The 12801-nt window shown below is 72.7% G+C and carries 11 protein-coding genes; 8 read left to right on the forward strand and 3 right to left on the reverse strand.

Annotated elements, in window-relative coordinates:
- The first annotated feature begins 73 nt into the window (after positions 1-73).
- From AB0N76_RS11625 to AB0N76_RS11650, 6 genes are all read left to right on the forward strand, one after another.
- A complete protein-coding gene (locus tag AB0N76_RS11625; RefSeq protein ID WP_363555756.1) occupies positions 74-1195 on the forward strand; it encodes a hypothetical protein in 1122 nt (373 codons plus the stop codon).
- Positions 1196-1314: 119 nt separating this feature from the next.
- Positions 1315-2763 (forward strand): pyridoxal-dependent decarboxylase, encoded by a 1449-nt coding sequence (locus AB0N76_RS11630; protein WP_363555758.1) that lies wholly within the window; start codon positions 1315-1317, stop codon positions 2761-2763.
- Between the two features lie 56 nt (positions 2764-2819).
- Positions 2820-4241, forward strand: coding sequence for a GNAT family N-acetyltransferase (locus tag AB0N76_RS11635; RefSeq protein WP_363555760.1), 1422 nt, complete (start codon positions 2820-2822; stop codon positions 4239-4241).
- Positions 4242-4629: 388 nt separating this feature from the next.
- Positions 4630-5892, forward strand: a complete 1263-nt coding sequence (locus AB0N76_RS11640) for a MurT ligase domain-containing protein (RefSeq protein WP_363555762.1) — start codon at positions 4630-4632, stop codon at positions 5890-5892.
- A gap of 64 nt (positions 5893-5956) precedes the next feature.
- Positions 5957-6685, forward strand: coding sequence for a glutamine amidotransferase (locus tag AB0N76_RS11645; RefSeq protein WP_363555764.1), 729 nt, complete (start codon positions 5957-5959; stop codon positions 6683-6685).
- A 362-nt stretch (positions 6686-7047) separates the two neighbouring features.
- The gene (locus AB0N76_RS11650; RefSeq protein ID WP_363555766.1) at positions 7048-8073 is read left to right on the forward strand and encodes a 6-phosphofructokinase; all 1026 of its coding nucleotides are present in this window, start codon (positions 7048-7050) and stop codon (positions 8071-8073) included.
- Positions 8074-8207: 134 nt separating this feature from the next.
- On the opposite strand, the gene AB0N76_RS11655 is transcribed toward AB0N76_RS11650, so the two are convergent.
- Positions 8208-9035: a tyrosinase family protein gene (locus AB0N76_RS11655; protein ID WP_363555768.1), complete on the reverse strand. Its 828-nt coding sequence runs from the start codon at positions 9033-9035 to the stop codon at positions 8208-8210.
- 47 nt (positions 9036-9082) lie between these two features.
- The gene (locus AB0N76_RS11660; protein ID WP_363555770.1) at positions 9083-9508 is read right to left on the reverse strand and encodes a tyrosinase cofactor; all 426 of its coding nucleotides are present in this window, start codon (positions 9506-9508) and stop codon (positions 9083-9085) included.
- Between the two features lie 281 nt (positions 9509-9789).
- On the opposite strand from AB0N76_RS11660, the gene AB0N76_RS11665 reads away from it, so the two are divergent.
- A complete protein-coding gene (locus tag AB0N76_RS11665; protein ID WP_363555772.1) occupies positions 9790-10782 on the forward strand; it encodes a 2-hydroxyacid dehydrogenase in 993 nt (330 codons plus the stop codon).
- Between the two features lie 156 nt (positions 10783-10938).
- A complete protein-coding gene (locus AB0N76_RS11670; protein ID WP_363555774.1) occupies positions 10939-11907 on the forward strand; it encodes a cytochrome c oxidase assembly protein in 969 nt (322 codons plus the stop codon).
- Between the two features lie 114 nt (positions 11908-12021).
- Here AB0N76_RS11670 and AB0N76_RS11675 read toward each other — a convergent pair whose 3' ends face one another.
- Positions 12022-12735 carry a TetR/AcrR family transcriptional regulator gene (locus AB0N76_RS11675; protein ID WP_363555776.1) on the reverse strand — a complete coding sequence of 238 codons (714 nt, stop codon included), beginning with the start codon at positions 12733-12735 and terminating at the stop codon, positions 12022-12024.
- Positions 12736-12801: the final 66 nt, after the last annotated feature.

The following is a 12801-nucleotide window of genomic DNA, read 5'->3' on the forward strand; positions in this document are numbered from 1 at the left end:
CACGGATTCCGCGGCCCGTGCCGTCAGGATGGGGAGCGTCCCGTCCGTCTCGATCCGCCGGGGGATCTCCGTCATGCAACCGCGAGCCTTCGCGATCCTCACCGCACTGCTGCTGGGTGTCCTGGGCCTGGGGTCGGTGGCCGTCACCGACTGGACGCCCGACCAGGCCGTCGCGGCGGAGACCGGACCGGCCGTCCCGGGGGCCGCCGGGACGGCCGCCGCGGCGCAGCCCGCCGCGGTCGCGTCGGCCACCCCGACCGGCGACCCGGCGGTGTGGACCCGCTCGACGCTGCGCAACAAGCTGATGACCGAGATGGACGCCACCGACCCGGGCGTCGCGCTGGCCGACCTCGACCGGATCACCAAGCAGCTGCCGTACACCGTCCGGTTCTGCCACCCGATCGCGCACGAGCTCGGGCACGCGGCGGTCAAGCGCTTCAACGCCGACTTCCAGAAGGTCATCTCCTTCCCGCACGAGACCTGCGCGGCCGGCTACCTGCACGGCGCGGTCGAGGAGATGCTGAACGCCTCCACCCAGCCCGAGACCGACCTGGTCAAGCTGTGCGCGCCCAAGAACAGCGGCCCGTGCATCCACGGCGTCGGCCACGGCACGATGTTCGTCGCCAAGCAGGACGTCCCCCGGGCCCGCGAGCTGTGCAACAAGTTCACCACCGACCAGAACCGGATCCGCTGCTCGGAGGGCCTGTTCATGCAGCTCTTCGGCCCGGACGAGGAGGACGAGAAGGCGAAGGCCAACCTGCCCGCCGACAAGCTCGCCCAGGACCCGCTCTACCCGTGCAAGGACCAGCCCTCGCTGTTCCAGTCCGCCTGCTTCTTCTACGCGCCGACCTTCTACCTCTCCTCGCACGACTACCCGAACCACCCCGAGGTGTACGCCGAGGCACTGAAGTGGTGCCTGGGCGGCAAGGCCTCCGGCGGGGCGACGGACTGCAGCCGGGGCGTCGGCTCGCGCACCATGAAGTACAACCTCGACCGCGAGGACTGGGCCGCCCAGCAGTGCGCCACCGCCGCCGACGGCTGGCAGCGCAAGGCCTGCGCGGAGGGCCTGGTCAGCTACTACACCGTCAACTACACGGACGGCGGGGCGGCCGGGCGGCTCTGCGCCAAGATCTCCGACAAGGAGATGCAGGGCTACTGCCGCTCGGCGAGCGGGCTGTCCGCCTCGCTCGACTGAGGACCGTCCCACCTGTCGGGCCCGCGCCGCACGGCGCGGGCCCGTTTTCGTAGGATCGCCGCGTTCGGGTGCGCCGAGGACGCCGCGCCACCGGGCCCCGCACCACTTGGAGCCGCCGCATGACCTCCGACGACTTCCGCCACGCCGCGCACACCGCCGCCGACCTGGTCGCCGACCACCTCGCCGAGCTGCCCGCCCGCCCGGTCTGGCAGCCCATGCCGGAGGCCGCCCGGCAGGCCCTGCTCGACGCCCCGCTGCCCGCCGACGGCCGCCCGCTGACCGAGCTGCTGGCCGCCGTCGGCCGGGACGTCCTGCCGTATCCGATGGGCAACGGCCACCCGCGGTTCTTCGGCTGGGTCAACTCCGCGCCCGCCCCGGCCGGCGTGCTCGCCACCCTGGCGGCGGCCGCGATGAACCCCAGCTCGGCCGGCGGCGACCACGCCGACGTCCACCTGGAGCGGGCCGTGGTCCGCTGGATCGCCGAACTGGTCGGCTTCCCGCACCCGGCCGGCGGCGGGCTGCTCACCTCCGGCACCTCGATGGCGACGATCGTCTGCCTGGCCGCCGCCCGCAACCGGGCCGCCCGCGCCGCCGGGTGGGACGTCCGCGCCGACGGCCTGGCCGGGATGCCGCCGCTGGTCGGCTACGTCACCGGCGAGACCCACTCCTGCGTCCGCAAGGCCGCCGAGCTGCTGGGCCTGGGCAGCCGCTACCTGCGCACCGTCGCCACCGGCCCGGACGGGCGGCTCGACGTCGCCGACCTGCGCGCCGCGATCGCCCGCGACCGGGCGGCCGGGCTGCTGCCGTTCCTGGTGGTGGCCTCGGCCGGCACGGTCGGCACCGGCGCCGTGGACGCCTTCGAGCCGATCGCCGACCTGTGCGCCGAGGAGCGGCTGTGGCTGCACGTGGACGGCGCGTACGGGGCGTTCGGCGTGCTCGACCCGGTGATCGCGCACCGCTACGCCGGGATGGAGCGGGCCGACTCGCTGGCCCTGGACCCGCACAAGTGGCTCGGCGTCCCGGTCGACTGCGGCTGCGCGCTGGTCCGCGACCCCGCCGAGCTGCGCGCCGCGTTCAGCCTCGTCCCGTCCTACCTGCGCGACGAGGCGGCCGGCGAGCTCGGCTGGTTCTCCGAGTACGGCACCGAGCAGACCCGCCCGTTCCGCGCGCTCAAGGTGTGGGCCACCATCGCCCACCGGGGCCGCACCGGTCTCACCGAGGACCTCGCCCGGTGCACCGCGCTGGCCCGCCGGCTCGGCGAACTGATCGACGCCGACCCGGAGTTGGAGCTGCTCGCCGAGGTGCAGACGTCCATCGTGGCGTTCCGCTACCGCGCCCCCGAACTGTCCGGCCCCGACCTGGAGGCGGTCAACCGCGAACTGCCGCTCGCCGTCCAGCGCCGCGGCCGCGCCTTCCTCACCGGCGCCCGCCTCGCCGACCGCGAGATCCTCCGCGCCTGCCTGCTCAACCCCCGCACCACCGACCCCGACCTCCACCTCCTCCTCACCGAGATCAAGTCCGCCGCCCACGAACTCCGCCGCTCCACCACGGCCGGTCGGCACCATTAACCGACAGGTCACGGGGGATTCGTGATCGTGAAACACCGGCGCGGCAGATTGATGGCATGGAGCACACGGAGAAGCCGACGACCGGATCCACGCAGACCGCCCCGAACCCCTCCCGTGCCCAGCGGCGCGGCGCCCGCGGGCATCGCTGGCGACGCGACACGGTGGAGCTCGCCGCCGTGTTCCTCTCGGTGACCGCCGCCGACCTGGTGGCCAAGCTCGTCGTGCACGGGCCGGACGGGCCGGTGGTGCTCGCCGTCTCCGCGGTCACGCTGCTCGCCACGGCGCTGTTCCACACCTGGTGGTCGCACCGCCACCACCTGCACGGCCCGCCGGCCCCGGACGCGCCCGCGCCGCCGGACGCCGCCGAGGCGGAGGCGGGAGCGCTGCGGGGCCCACTGCACGACTTCGAGGAGACCGCGCTGTGGCGGGTCCGCACCACCGTGCAGGACTCCCCCGGCAGTCTGGCCCGGGTGTGCACGGCCTTCGCCGAGCGGCAGGTGAACATCGTCTCGATGCAGTCGCACCCGCTGCCGGCCGGGGCCGTGGACGAGTTCTTCGTCCGCGCGCCGCACTCGCTCACCCGGGCCGACCTGGCCGGGCTGGTGGCGGCGGCCGGCGGGCACGACATCTGGACCGACCCGGCGGACGCGCACGACCTGGTGGACGTGCCGACCCACGTCCTGGCGCTGGCCACCCGGACCGCGCTGGACGCCGCCGAGCTGCCGATCGCGCTGCGGCAGCTGTTCGGGCAGTGCAGCATCCGGCAGTTCCCGGGCGCGGCCGCGCGCGGCGGCGCCGGGGTGGACGGGCACGTGATGCGGCTGCCGGTGCCGTCCGGGGAGCTGATCGAGCTCACCCGCCCGCACCTGCCGTTCACCCCGACCGAGTTCGCCCGGGCGCAGGCCCTGGTCGAGCTGGACACCCTGCTCGGCCCCCGGGTGCCGGACGTCCGGGCCCGGCTGACGCTGCCCGCCGGGGCGGCGCTGACCGTGCGGCGGGCGGACCCGGACGACAAGGCGGCCGCGCTGGCGATGCACCACCGCTGCTCCCCCGACACCCTGCGCAAGCGCTACCACGGGCCGGTCCGGGACGCCGACCGCTACCTGGACCACCTGCTGGACGCCCGGCACGGGCAGACCCTGGCGGTGGAGGCGGCGGACGGGCGGCTGGTCGCCCTCGGGCACCTGATGTGGGACGACGACAGCGCCGAGGTCGCGGTGCTGGTCGAGGACGCCTGGCAGCGGCGCGGGCTGGGCCTGGACCTGATGCGGCGGATGTCGGCGCTGGCGCTGGAGGCCGGGGTGGAGACGGTGTACGCCGTCACCCAGTCGTCCAACAGCGGACTGATCGCGACCATGCGCCGGCTGGCGGCGCCGCTGGACTACCAGGTCGAGGAGGGCACCCTGGTGATCACCGCGCACCTGGCGGAGGCCGCCGAGGAGCTCCCGGTGCCCTGGCAGACCCGCCCGGGCCGGTGAACGAACCGGGCTGGTGAACGAACCGGGCACATCGGGTAATCCCAAGGTCATTTCTTCACCACATCCTCACCAAGCACCCCACCGGCCCCGGGCCGGGCGGCCCGCGCGCCGCCCGGCCCGGGGCGCGTGCGGTCCGGCGACCCGCCCCCGGGGAACCGGCGGGGCCCGGTTCGGCGTCCCCGACGGCGAACGGCCCCTCCGTACACCGCCGACCCTGACCCCGCGTCAGGTCCGCCCGGGCGGGGTCTCCGGGGACGTCGCAGCAGGCGGCGTGGGGTCCGGAGGGTCGAGCCCGGTGGCGGAGTCGGTAGGCTGATCCCGTCCCCGCCGCCCGACGGCCCGTAGTCCGGCCCCCGGGCGGTGCCGCAGCAAGGAGGAACCACTGAGCATGGCAGGCACCGAATCGGAGCCCACAGGCGCACGCGACGCCTCGCTGCCGGCCCGCGCCAAGATCGCGGTCACGGCCGGCCGGGTGGCCGCCGCCGTGTCCCGCAAGGCCGGGCGCGGAAGCGGCTCGGTGATCGGCGGCAAGGTCGCCCTCAAGCTCGACCCCGATCTGCTCGCCACCCTCGCCGACCACCTCGACGTGGTGCTGGTCAGCGCGACCAACGGGAAGACGACGACCACCCGGCTGATCGCCGAGGCGCTGCGCGCCGCCGGCCCGGTGGTCTCCAACGCGCTGGGCGCCAACATGCCGGCCGGCATCACCTCCGCCCTCGCGGGCGGCTCGGAGGCCCGCTTCGGCGTCATCGAGGTCGACGAGAAGTACCTGGCCGGCGTCGCCCGGGACACCCGTCCCAAGGCGATCGCCCTGCTCAACCTCTCCCGCGACCAGCTCGACCGCGCCGCCGAGACCCGGATGATGGCCGAGAAGTGGCGCGAGGGCCTGCAGAACACCGAGGCCGTGGTGATCGCCAACGCGGACGACCCGCTGGTGACCTGGGCCGCCTCGTCCTGCAAGAAGGTGGTCTGGGTGGCCGCCGGGCAGGCGTGGAAGGAGGACGCCTGGTCCTGCCCCGCCTGCGGCGGTGTGATGCAGCGGCCCGGCGACGACTGGTTCTGCCAGGAGTGCGGCTTCCGCCGTCCCAACCCGCACTGGGCGCTCCAGGGCACCCACGTGATCGACCCGCAGCGCGGCGCCTGGCCGATCCAGCTCCAGCTGCCCGGCCGGGCCAACCTGGCCAACGCCACCAGCTCGGCCGCGGTCGCCGCGGTGTTCGGGGTCTCCCCGCAGGTCGCGCTGGAGCGGATGCGCTCGGTCACCGCGGTGGCCGGCCGCTACGACGTGGTCCAGTACCAGGGCCGCGACATAAGGCTGCTGCTGGCCAAGAACCCGGCCGGCTGGCTGGAGACCTTCTCGCTGATCGACGGCCCGCCGGCGCCGGTGGTGCTCTCGGTCAACGCGCTCGACGCGGACGGCACCGACACCTCCTGGCTGTGGGACGTCGACTACGAGCGACTGGCCGGGCACCCGGTGTTCGTGCTGGGGCAGCGCAAGCTGGACCTGGCGGTGCGCCTGGAGGTCGCCGGGCTGCAGTTCCACGTGGTGGACTCGCTGGAGCAGGCCGTCCGGATGGCCCCGCCCGGCCGGATCGAGGCGATCGCCAACTACACCGCCTTCCAGCAGCTGCGCAAGGTCGTGGCCGGCTGATGCCGGACCGGTCCCCGCAGCCCCCAGCAGCCCACCGCACGTACGTCATGGAAGGCCTTCGAGGATGAGTGAGAGCAGCCTGCGCGTGGTCTGGGTCTACCCCGACCTGCTCAGCACCTACGGCGACCGGGGCAACGCCCTGGTCGTGGAGCGCCGGGCCCGCCAGCGCCATCTCAACGTGACCCGGATCGACGTCCGCTCCGACCAGGCGGTGCCCACCAGCGGGGACATCTACCTGATCGGCGGCGGCGAGGACCGCCCGCAGCGGCTGGCCGCCGAGCGGCTGCGCAACGACAGCGGGCTGGTCCGGGCGGCCGAGAACGGCGCGATCATCCTCGGGGTCTGCGCCGGCTTCCAGATCCTCGGCCACGAGTTCATCAACGACCTCGGGCAGCGCGAGCCGGGCCTCGGCCTGCTCGACGTGTGGACCACCCGCGGCGAGGGCGCCCGCTGCGTCGGCGACGTGCTCGCCGACGTGGACCCGGCGCTCGGCCTGCCGCAGCTGACCGGATTCGAGAACCACCAGGGCATCACCCACCTCGGCCAGGGCGTCAAGCCGCTGGCCACCGTCACCGCCGGCCGGGGCAACGGCACCGGGGACGGCACCGAGGGCGCCTGGCGGGACACCGTCTTCGGCACCTACCTGCACGGTCCGGTGCTGGCGCGCAACCCCGCCGTCGCCGACCTGCTGATCAAGCTGGCGCTGGACGTGAACGCGCTCCCGCCGGCCGACACCACCTGGTACGACGCGTTGCGCGCCGAGCGCATCGCGGCCACTTCGCGCCCCGCGTAGTACGGTCCCCGGGCCCGTCCGCCCGGAATAGGGGTGCCCGCGATGCGGGCATCCGTTCCGCGGGCGGGCCGGGACGTACGACAATGGGGCTGCCTACTGCACACCCTCCTCGGCAGCAGGCTGCAATTCCGCGCGGGGGCGCCGACGGCGCCGCTCCCGCGTCGGCTCCTGCCCGGCCGGACGCAGGGGCCGTATGCTCGACTCCACGGCCGGTTCCGGATGTTCTGTCCGAATCGGCCGGTCCTTCACCCGACGGTCACCTCCCCGCCAATCCGGGGTGGGATCCGCTCGCTACGGTGGCGGTTCGTCGTTCCAGCCTGTAGTCCGGCCGTTCCTCGGTTCTGCTCGGGAGTTGCAAAGCAATGCGTATTGGAGTGCTGACCAGCGGCGGTGACTGCCCCGGCCTGAACGCGGTGATCCGGTCCGTGGTCCACCGGGGGGTGGTCGACCACGGCGACGAGATCATCGGGTTCGAGGACGGCTGGCGCGGTTTCCTGGAAGGACACCACCGGCCCCTGACCCTCGACTCGGTGAGCGGCATCCTCGCCCAGGGCGGCACCATCCTCGGTTCCTCCCGGGTGCAGCCCAGCCACCTGCGCGACGGCGTCGAGCGCGCCAAGCAGTACTGCGCGGACCTCGGCCTGGACGCGGTGATCCCGATCGGCGGCGAGGGCACCCTGAAGGCCGCCAAGCTGATGAGCGACGCGGGCCTGCCGATCGTCGGCGTGCCGAAGACCATCGACAACGACATCGCCTGCACCGACGTGACCTTCGGCTTCGACACCGCCGTCTCGGTCGCCACCGAGGCGCTGGACCGGCTGAAGACCACCGCCGAGTCGCACCAGCGCGTCATGGTGGTCGAGGTGATGGGCCGGCACACCGGCTGGATCGCGCTGAACGCGGGCATGGCGGCCGGCGCGCACGCGATCGTCGTCCCGGAGCGCCCGTTCCACATCGAGAAGCTGACCGCCGTCGTCCGGGAGCGCTTCGACCGGCAGAAGAAGTTCGCCATCGTGGTCTGCGCCGAGGGCGCCAAGCCCGAGCCCGGCACCATGCACTGGGAAGAGGGCAGCAAGGACATCTACGGCCACGAGCGGTTCACCGGCATCGCCACCCAGCTCTCCGGCGAGCTGGAGCACCGGCTCGGCAAGGAGGCCCGTCCGGTGATCCTCGGCCACACCCAGCGCGGCGGCACCCCGACCGCGTACGACCGGGTGCTCGCCACCCGGTTCGGCTGGCACGCGGTGGAGGCCGTGCACAAGGGCGCGTTCGGGCACATCACCGCGCTGCAGGGCACCAACATCAACCTGGTGCCGCTGGGCGAGGCGGTGGCCGAGCTGAAGACCGTGCCGGCCGACCGCTACCTGGAGGCCGAGACGGTCCTCTGACCGTCCGCCCCCGAAGGCCCGGATGAAGGTCCGGACGAAGGTCCGGACGAAGGTCCGGAGCCCCGGCCCCCGAGCGCGTGCGCCTCGGAGGCCGGGGCCGTTCCGTTCCCGGCAGCTGCCCCGCCGGGACCGGCCTAGAAACCGGTGTCGTAGGTGTACCGGGAGCTGTGGTCGAGCATGTCGGCCGGGGTCACCGTGTTCCACGGCTTCATGGCCTCGTTGAGGTCGACCACGTCCGGGGTGCCGGCCGTCGGCAGGTAGGTCTTGGAGGGGTTGCGCTTCTGCCACTCCGACCAGAGCTTGTCGACGAAGCAGTGGTGCAGCCAGAACGCCGGGTCGTTGGGCGACATGCCGGTGGCCATCTGGCCGCCGATCCAGACGTGCACCCGGTTGTGCAGGTTGACCCCGCGCCAGCCCTCCAGGTTGTTGCGGAAGCCGGACGAGGAGCTGTTCCACGGCGCGGCGTCGTAGGTGGTGATGGCCAGCACCGACTCGGTGTCGGCCCGGGTCGGCAGCTGGGCGACGCCGACGGCGAGCTGGCGGCGCAGGTAGGTGCGGCTGTCGGTGTTGACGTTCAGCCGCCAGTTGCCGGTGGAGAAGGCGAACGGGCCGGTGGTGACCTGGCCGTCGCTGCTGCGGCCGTTGCCGCCCATGAAGTCCGCGCCCCAGATGCTGGAGGTGGTGCTGCGGTCGGCGGTCCAGTCCCAGTACGGGAGGTTCACGCTCGGGTCGATGGCCTGCAGCGCCTGCTCGAACTGGAGCAGGTACTGGCGGTGCCAGGGCAGGAAGGACGGCGAGCGGTGCCCGGTCCGCTCGCCGTTGTCGACGTCGCTCAGGATGAACTGGTTGTGCGTGGTGACGAACGGGTCGTAGCCGCCGTTCGCCTTGAGCGCCAGTACGGCGTTGACGAAGGCCCGCTTCTCGGCGGCCGTCAGGGTCGCCTGGTTCTTCCGGACTCCCATGAGTCCCCCCTCGATAAGTGGTGTCGGTATCGGCTGGTGGCCGGAAATCAGGCGGTGACGACGGGCACCAGCGTGGCGCCCTGCAGGTCGTTGACCGCGGCCCGGGCGAGCGCGCGCGGCGTCGCGAAGGTCTGGTAGTGGTTGACGACGCTGATCCAGGTGCCGTCGGCGTTGCGCATCATGTGCAGCTCGTCGCCGTCGATGGTCACCTCGAAGCCGGTGCCGGTCCCGGCGCCGGTGCTGCCGTGGCTGCCGTGCTGGCCTCCACCGCTGGTCGGACGGCCCTGGATCCGGCGGCCCTGGAAGACCTCGTCGAACCCTTCGGACGCGCCGGGGTCGGCGGCGGTGGCCGCTCCGCCCCCGGGGCCCGCGACGCCGATCACGACGGTGCCGGCGGCGACCGTCAGTGCGGCGGCCGCTCCCTGCAGCATCCGGCGACGGGTCAGGTCCGTGCCGTGGGTGTCCTCGGACATGGTGATACCCCCTCAGGTGCCTCGCACTTTTGTTAAGGCACTGTTCACAAACGATTGGTGAATCGTCAATCAAAGGCGATTCCTTGATCGGAGTCGCTCTTTCGATGCTCGCAAGCCTTTTTGACCTAGGGAACAGCCGATCGGCGGGGGTGCGAAGGGTTGCGTACTATTTCGGTCATCTTTCGAACACGCAACGCGGCGTGTCCGCTGCGACGCCCGTCACATCTGGCTAGCGTGACCGGTGGACCAGACCACCCACCGAACCGGAAGGAGCCCGGGCGATGGAGATCCTCGCGTACGGCGTACAGGCCGACGAGCGGCCGCTGCTGGAGGAGGCGTTCACGGGCCGGCACGAGCTGCGCTGCCTGTCCGTCTTCCTCAACCGCGACACCGCCCCGCTGGCCGCCGGCCACCCGGTGGTCAGCAGCAGCGTCAACGCCGAGCTGGACGCCGAGACGCTCGCCCGGCTCGCCGCCGGCGGGACGAAGCTGATCGCCCAGCGCTCCACCGGCTTCAACAACATCGACCTCGACGCCGCCGAGAAGCTCGGCCTCACCGTCGCCCGGGTCTCCCACTACAGCCCGTACGCGGTCGCCGAGCACGCCTGGGCGCTCGCCCTCGCCGTCAACCGGCGGCTCACCCGGGCCGCCTACCGCAGCCGCGAGTTCGACTTCCGCCTCGACGGCCTGCTCGGCCGCGACATCCACGGCATGACCGTCGGCGTGATCGGCACCGGCAAGATCGGCGAGTGCTTCGCCCGGATCGCCCACGGCTTCGGCACCGAGCTGCTCGGCTGGGACATCGAGCGGAACCCGGCCTGCGAGGAACTCGGCATGGCCTACACCGAGCTGGACGAGCTGCTCGCCCGGGCGGACCTGATCAGCCTGCACGTCCCGCTGCTCCCCGCCACCCACCACCTGATCGACGCCCGCGCGCTGGACCGGATGAAGGACGACGCCATCCTGGTCAACTCCAGCCGCGGCGGCCTGGTGGACAGCGCCGCCCTGGTCGAGACCCTGCGGGCGGGCCGGCTCTCCGGCGTCGGCCTGGACGTCTACGAGGAGGAGACCGGCGTCTTCTTCACCGACCGCTCGATCCAGGGCATCAGCGACGACGTGCTCGCCCGGCTGGTCACCTTCCCCCAGGTGGTGGTCACCTCGCACCAGGCGTACTTCACCCGCACCGCGGTCGGCCAGATCATCGAGGCCACCGTCCGCAACGTGGACGACTTCGCGGCCGGCCGGCGCGGCGAGAACACCCTCGTCCCCCGGTAGGGCGTGCCCGCGACCCCGCCCCAAGCCGCCCCCGGGGCGAGCGCCCAGGTAAGGCCCGCCTAGGCTGTACGGCGAAGCAAAACGGGCGAACCGGACCCACCCAGGGCCCGCGAGGATGGAAAGCAGGACCCGCCGATGGGCGACGGAATGTCAGGAATGCACCACCACGGGGGGATGACCCGACTCGGACCGTTCTCGCTCTCCAACGTGCTCACCTGGTCCCCCGACTGGGTGTTCCTGATCGGCAGCCTGGTGGCGCTCGCGCTGTACGTCACCGGCGTGGTCCGGCTGCGGCGGCGCGGCGACGACTGGCCGATCGGACGCACGGTCGCCTGGGTGCTGGGCACCGGCTCGGTGATCCTGGTCACCTGCACCGGGCTGAACGACTACGGCATGGTGCTGTTCAGCGCGCACATGATCCAGCACATGGTGCTCTCCATGCTGTCGCCGATCCTGCTGCTGCTCGGCGGGCCGATCACGCTGGCGCTGCGGGCGCTGCGCCCGGCCGGCAAGGGGCGGCCGCGCGGGCCGCGCGAGCTGCTGGTGGCGCTGCTGCACTCCACCTACATGAAGGTGATCTCGCACCCGGGGTTCACCATCCCGCTGTTCATCGCGAGCCTCTACGGGGTCTACTTCACCCCGCTGTTCGACTTCCTCATGCAGTACCGGCTCGGGCACATCGCCATGATGGTGCACTTCCTGGCGACCGGCCTGGCGTTCTTCTGGCCGATCATGGGCGTGGACCCGGGCCCGCACCGGCCGAGCCACGTGATGCGGATCATCGAGCTGTTCATGGGGATGCCGTTCCACGCCTTCTTCGGCGTCGCGGTGATGATGGCCAACCACCAGCTGGTGAAGACCTTCACCACCGAGAGCGCGCCGCCCGGCACCGATCTGCTGGCCGACCAGAAGCTGGCCGGCGGCATCACCTGGGCGTTCGGCGAGATCCCGACCGCGATCGTGCTGATCGCGCTGGTCTACCAGTGGATGCGCTCGGAGGAGCGGGTGTCCCGCCGCCGGGACCGCGCCGAGGACCGCAGCGGTGACGCCGAGCTGGCGGCGTACAACGCCTACCTGGCCTCGCTGGACAAGCGCAGCCAGCGCCCGGCGGCCGACGCCGGCTGAGGCCCCGGCAACAGCGGAGCACCCCGGAACCCCCGTCCGACCACCGTCGGACGGGGGTTCCGTCGTTCCCGGGCCCGTTCCGCCGCTCCGGGGCCCGTGCCGCCGCTCCGGGCCTCAGCGGGCCTGTTCCGGCGCCTGCCGGGCGAGGCCGGCGACCAGGATGTCCAGGCCGAACTCGAAGCGCTCCTCGCCGACGTTGCGGGTGAGCGACACGGCCATCGAGGTGATCAGCGGGTAGCGCTCGACCGGGATGGTCGCGAAGTAGTCCCGGATCCGCCCGGTGAACTCCTCGGTGTTCCCGCCGCCCCGGGTGGACGCCTCGTACGCCGTCGCGGTGGTGTAGAGCCCGAGCAGGTCGACCCCGTAGGAGGCGGTCTGGGCGTCCAGGCCGCCGGCCCGCAGCATCCCGAGCATGGCCTCGGCGATGTCCATCGCGTGCGGGGTGACCGGGACGTTGGCGACCACCGCGGCCTTGGCCAGATCCCGGTGCGAGAGCAGCACCTGGCGGGAGCGCCGCAGCAGGCGCTTGATCTGCTCCTGCCACTGGGCCGGGTCGGCCGGCTCCAGCTCGATCTCGGCGTAGGCGAGGTCCAGGACGAGCTCGACCAGCTCCTCCTTACTCCCGACGTGGGCGTAGAGGCTGGCCGCGCCGGTGCCGAGCTCCTGGCCGACCCGCCGCATGCTGAGCGCGTCCATGCCCTCGGTGTCGACGATCCGCAGGGCCGCCTCGACGATCCGCTCCCGGCTCAGCGGCTGGCGCCGGGGGGCCGGCTTCGCCTTCTCCCGCCACTGATCGGGCCAGCCGGGTCGCGAGGCGGCACTGGTCATGGGGGCTCCTTCGTGGTCGGTGACGGGTCCCAGATTACTTGACACGAACACCGTTCCATGGGAGAA

Origin of the sequence: Kitasatospora sp. NPDC093806 (genome assembly GCF_040683335.1) — a bacterium.
Lineage (GTDB): Bacteria > Actinomycetota > Actinomycetes > Streptomycetales > Streptomycetaceae > Kitasatospora.

Bases quoted from the DNA above. Each gene is read 5' to 3' on its own strand.
- AB0N76_RS11625 (WP_363555756.1), top strand. From the start codon at position 74: ATGCAACCGCGAGCCTTCGCGATCCTCACCGCACTGCTGCTGGGTGTC.
- AB0N76_RS11630 (WP_363555758.1), top strand. From the start codon at position 1,315: ATGACCTCCGACGACTTCCGCCACGCCGCGCACACCGCCGCCGACCTG.
- AB0N76_RS11635 (WP_363555760.1), top strand. From the start codon at position 2,820: ATGGAGCACACGGAGAAGCCGACGACCGGATCCACGCAGACCGCCCCG.
- AB0N76_RS11640 (WP_363555762.1), top strand. From the start codon at position 4,630: ATGGCAGGCACCGAATCGGAGCCCACAGGCGCACGCGACGCCTCGCTG.
- AB0N76_RS11645 (WP_363555764.1), top strand. From the start codon at position 5,957: ATGAGTGAGAGCAGCCTGCGCGTGGTCTGGGTCTACCCCGACCTGCTC.
- AB0N76_RS11650 (WP_363555766.1), top strand. From the start codon at position 7,048: ATGCGTATTGGAGTGCTGACCAGCGGCGGTGACTGCCCCGGCCTGAAC.
- AB0N76_RS11655 (WP_363555768.1), bottom strand. From the start codon at position 9,035: ATGGGAGTCCGGAAGAACCAGGCGACCCTGACGGCCGCCGAGAAGCGG.
- AB0N76_RS11660 (WP_363555770.1), bottom strand. From the start codon at position 9,508: ATGTCCGAGGACACCCACGGCACGGACCTGACCCGTCGCCGGATGCTG.
- AB0N76_RS11665 (WP_363555772.1), top strand. From the start codon at position 9,790: ATGGAGATCCTCGCGTACGGCGTACAGGCCGACGAGCGGCCGCTGCTG.
- AB0N76_RS11670 (WP_363555774.1), top strand. From the start codon at position 10,939: ATGCACCACCACGGGGGGATGACCCGACTCGGACCGTTCTCGCTCTCC.
- AB0N76_RS11675 (WP_363555776.1), bottom strand. From the start codon at position 12,735: ATGACCAGTGCCGCCTCGCGACCCGGCTGGCCCGATCAGTGGCGGGAG.